General features: G+C 49.5%; 3 protein-coding genes. All 3 read left to right on the forward strand.

Going from position 1 to position 3,838, the window contains the following annotated elements; genetic code table 11:
• Positions 1-54: 54 nt before the first annotated feature.
• The 3 genes from glyQ to NK638_RS12010 all read left to right on the forward strand — a co-directional run bounded on the left by glyQ (position 55) and on the right by NK638_RS12010 (position 3,800).
• Complete coding sequence (glyQ, locus tag NK638_RS12000) at positions 55-1,101, forward strand: glycine--tRNA ligase subunit alpha (RefSeq protein WP_446739840.1); 1,047 nt, start codon at positions 55-57, stop codon at positions 1,099-1,101.
• Between the two features lie 9 nt (positions 1,102-1,110).
• Positions 1,111-3,162 carry a glycine--tRNA ligase subunit beta gene (gene glyS, locus NK638_RS12005; RefSeq protein WP_274633191.1) on the forward strand — a complete coding sequence of 684 codons (2,052 nt, stop codon included), beginning with the start codon at positions 1,111-1,113 and terminating at the stop codon, positions 3,160-3,162.
• A gap of 323 nt (positions 3,163-3,485) precedes the next feature.
• On the forward strand, positions 3,486-3,800 hold the full coding sequence (locus NK638_RS12010) for a hypothetical protein (RefSeq protein ID WP_274633192.1): 315 nt from the start codon (positions 3,486-3,488) through the stop codon (positions 3,798-3,800).
• Positions 3,801-3,838: the final 38 nt, after the last annotated feature.

Raw genomic sequence — 3,838 nt, forward strand, 5'->3', positions numbered from 1 at the left:
ATCAATATTTCATAATACTCATTCCACAGTGGCTTTATTAAGATGCCCCAAACTATGACAATCCAAACTATGACATCACAAGCGAAAGATTCTCAACCGATGACGTTTCAAGATCTCATCCTAACCTTGCAAAACTATTGGGCTGACAAAGGCTGCGTGGTCTTGCAGCCTTACGATATGGAAGTCGGTGCCGGTACCTTTCATACGGCGACGTTTTTGCGCTCGCTTGGCCCTGAGCGCTGGAATGCCGCTTATGTGCAGCCATCACGCCGCCCGACAGACGGCCGCTACGGTGACAACCCAAACCGCTTGCAGCATTATTACCAGTTTCAAGTGGTGCTAAAACCCAACCCGCCCAATATCCAAGAGCTATATTTGGACTCACTGCGCGCCATCGGTATCGATCCGCTGGTTCATGACGTGCGTTTTGTCGAAGACAACTGGGAGTCGCCAACGCTTGGGGCGTGGGGGCTAGGCTGGGAGATTTGGCTAAACGGTATGGAAGTCACGCAGTTTACCTATTTTCAGCAAGTGGGCGGCATTGAGTGCTTTCCAGTCACCGGTGAGATTACTTACGGTCTTGAGCGTCTAGCGATGTATGTGCAAGGCGTCGATAGCGTCTATGATCTGGTTTGGGCGGATGGTGAGTTTGGCCGCGTGACCTATGGCGATGTCTTTCATCAAAACGAAGTGGAGCAGTCCGCTTATAACTTTGAGCACGCCGATGTGCCGATGATGGGGCAGATGTTTGACTTTTATGAGCAGCAGGCTGATAAGCTTGTGGCCGAAGGATTGCCGCTGCCAGCCTACGAGATGGTACTCAAAGCCTCTCATGCGTTTAATTTACTTGATGCCCGCGGTGCGATTTCGGTCACTGAGCGTCAGCGCTTTATTTTGCGTGTCCGTACCTTGGCGCGCAAAGTGGCCTTTGGGTATGTCGAAGCGCGTGCCAAGCTTGGCTTCCCATTGGCTGATGAAGAACATCGCCAAGCGGCGCTCGATAAGTATTTACCAAAAGCACCAGAAGAAGACGCGGCAGCAGACGATGTGACAGGCGATAAAGCCGTGACCAACAACCACCAATCTACCAACGACAAATAGGAGCATCCCATGAGTACTATTTTATTTGAACTGGGGTGTGAAGAGTTACCTCCAAAAAGCCTAAAACAAGACGCCGATATCAGTTTTGATGACATCAAGTCCTTTGCCGCACCGCGCCGTTTGGCGATTCAGATCATAGGAATTAGCGACAAGCAGCCTGATCGTACCGAACAAAAACGTGGTCCTGCGATTAAAGCAGCGTTTGATAGCGATGGCAACCCAACCCGTGCAGCGATGGGCTTTGCTAAGGGTTTAGGGATTGAAGCCAGCGAGCTGATAACGATTAACACCGATAAAGGGGATTATGTCGGCTACGAGCAGACCATTCACGGTCAAGCGACCAAAGAGCTGCTACCGAGCATCTTTCAGACGGCACTAGATAGTCTGCCAATTGCCAAGCGTATGCGCTCAGGTGGCAGCCGTGATGAGTTTGTGCGTCCGGTACAGTGGGCAGTCTTGATGCAAGACGATGCGGTGATCGATGCCACTATCCAAGGGCATCAGACCAGCAACCAAACCCGTGGTCACCGCTTCCACAGCCCTGACTATCGTAAGATTGCTCATGCTACCGACTATGAGTCGCTACTAACGGATCTAAAAGTGGTGGCCGATTTTGATAAGCGTCAAATGCTCATCAAAAACCAAGTCAAAGCACTGGCCGATGAAGTCAATGCCGACGCCATCGTACCGCAAGAGCTGCTAGATGAAGTGACCGCGCTGGTTGATTTCCCGATTGCGCTTAGAGCAAGCTTTGAGCCGCGCTTTTTGCAAGTGCCGCAAGAGGCGCTAATCTCCACTATGCAAGCGGATCAAAAGTATTTTTGCTTAACCGATAAAGCAGGTAAGTTGCAACCGTACTTTATTTTTATCACCAATATTGAGTCCACAGATCCCAACCAGATTATCGAAGGCAACGAAAAAGTCGTGCGGCCGCGCTTGGCTGATGCCGAGTTTTTCTTTTTGCAAGATCAAAAACAGCCATTGTTTGCTTTGACCGAGAGCTTAAAGACTCGCGTTTTCCAAGACAAGCTCGGTACGATTTGGGAAAAGTCTGAGCGTATTGCCAAGCTTGCTGCCTTTGTCGCCACCTTGATGCAGCAGCAAGGCCACGATATCGAGGTCGAAGACACCGTGCGCGCTGCCATCTTGTCCAAAGCCGATCTAGCAAGCTCGCTGGTCGGTGAGTATCCGGAGTTGCAAGGTATCGCTGGAACCTACTATGCACGCTTAAATGGTGAGCCTGCGGCAGTCGCGGCCAGCCTGCAAGAGCAGTATTTGCCGAAGTTTAGCGGGGATGTATTACCGCAGACGCCGATTGGTATCTGTCTGGCATTGGCTGATCGTTTGGATACGCTGGTCGGTATTTTTGCCATTGACCAAGCACCTACCGGCTCAAAAGATCCGTTTAGTCTGCGCCGCTCGGCCATTGGTATTTTGCGTATCTTGATCGAAAAACAGCTACCGATCAATCTTGCCGCTTTGGTTGAGCAAGCGGTTAAAGGCTATAGCACCAGTGATGGCAGTAAGATTGCCAAAATGGGTGATACTTTTACTCAAGTGATGGGCTTCTTAAATTCTCGCTATCGGGCGATGTACACCGAGCAGGGCGTGAGCGTCGATACCATCCAAGCGGTGCAAGCGATCCAGCCGCATATGCCGCTGGATTTTGATCAGCGTATTCGTGCGGTACAAGCGTTTAGTGAGCTGGCTCAAGCTGAAAAACTTGCCGATTCAAACAAGCGGGTGGCAAATATATTGGCTAAGTCAGAGGTCAGCGTGGCAGATAACGTCGACGAGGCGTTATTGTCTGAGCCTGCTGAGCAAGAATTGTATCAGGCTGTTCAACAAGCGCAAACAGCGGTCAAGCCTTTGCTAGAAACCGCTGACTATACGCAAGTTTTGCAAACGCTGGCAAGTCTGGATGCGCCTTTGACCCAATTTTTCGCTGATGTCATGGTCAACAGTGAAGATGCGGCGCTAAAAAACAACCGCTTGGCGCTGCTCAAGCAAGTACGAGCGCTGTTTTTGACCGTGGCTGATATCAGTGAATTACAGCTATAGTGCTCGTTGTCGCTAAGATATAGTCAGGTCAGTATCAAAAGAATACAGCGAGACTGGGATAAATTTTTTGCCGCACCTATCGGCGCAGCACCGCACGCAAGAAAATTTGTACCAGTCTAGCGAATTTGTACCGTGTATCTCTTTTATTTAGTAACGACTATATCTATTATAGTTAAAGGTTCTCAGCCTGTTTTTGCTGGTTTATATCGCATCTATCAGCCTATTTAGCCCATAAAAAAGTTGGCCTTATATTGCCAGCTTTTTGGGCGATGCTGCCGCGCTGCATTTATCATGTCTGAACCCGTATTCAAAGGAGCACCGCCGTGTTTGCTGTGATTATTGTGATTCTCATCATCTGGGCTGTGATGTGGGCCTTTTATAAGTTTATGTATCCGCGGCCGCCCAAAAGCATGATGCCGCAAAAAGGCGATGTGGTCACGCCGCGCACCTGTGACTTTTGTGGCAATAGCTTGGCTGAGTACCGCGGTGTCCTCGAAACCAAGCCTGCATCTGTCACGACAAATACTGCACAGCCAAGTGCTGGCAGTATGGAGACGGATAGTAACGTTTTGTTTTTTTGTAATTACGAGCATCAGGCAGACTATCATGCAGGCAAGGTATATGATCCTAATGCATGATGGCGGCTAGCCATAGTATAAAAAAAGCGTATCAAAAA

The sequence above is a fragment of the Psychrobacter sp. A3 genome (assembly GCF_028823565.1).
Lineage (GTDB): Bacteria > Pseudomonadota > Gammaproteobacteria > Pseudomonadales > Moraxellaceae > Psychrobacter > Psychrobacter celer.

Coding starts and splice junctions, on each gene's coding strand:
- glyS (WP_274633191.1), top strand. CDS start 1,111: ATGAGTACTATTTTATTTGAACTGGGGTGTGAAGAGTTACCTCCAAAA.
- glyQ (WP_446739840.1), top strand. CDS start 55: ATGACAATCCAAACTATGACATCACAAGCGAAAGATTCTCAACCGATG.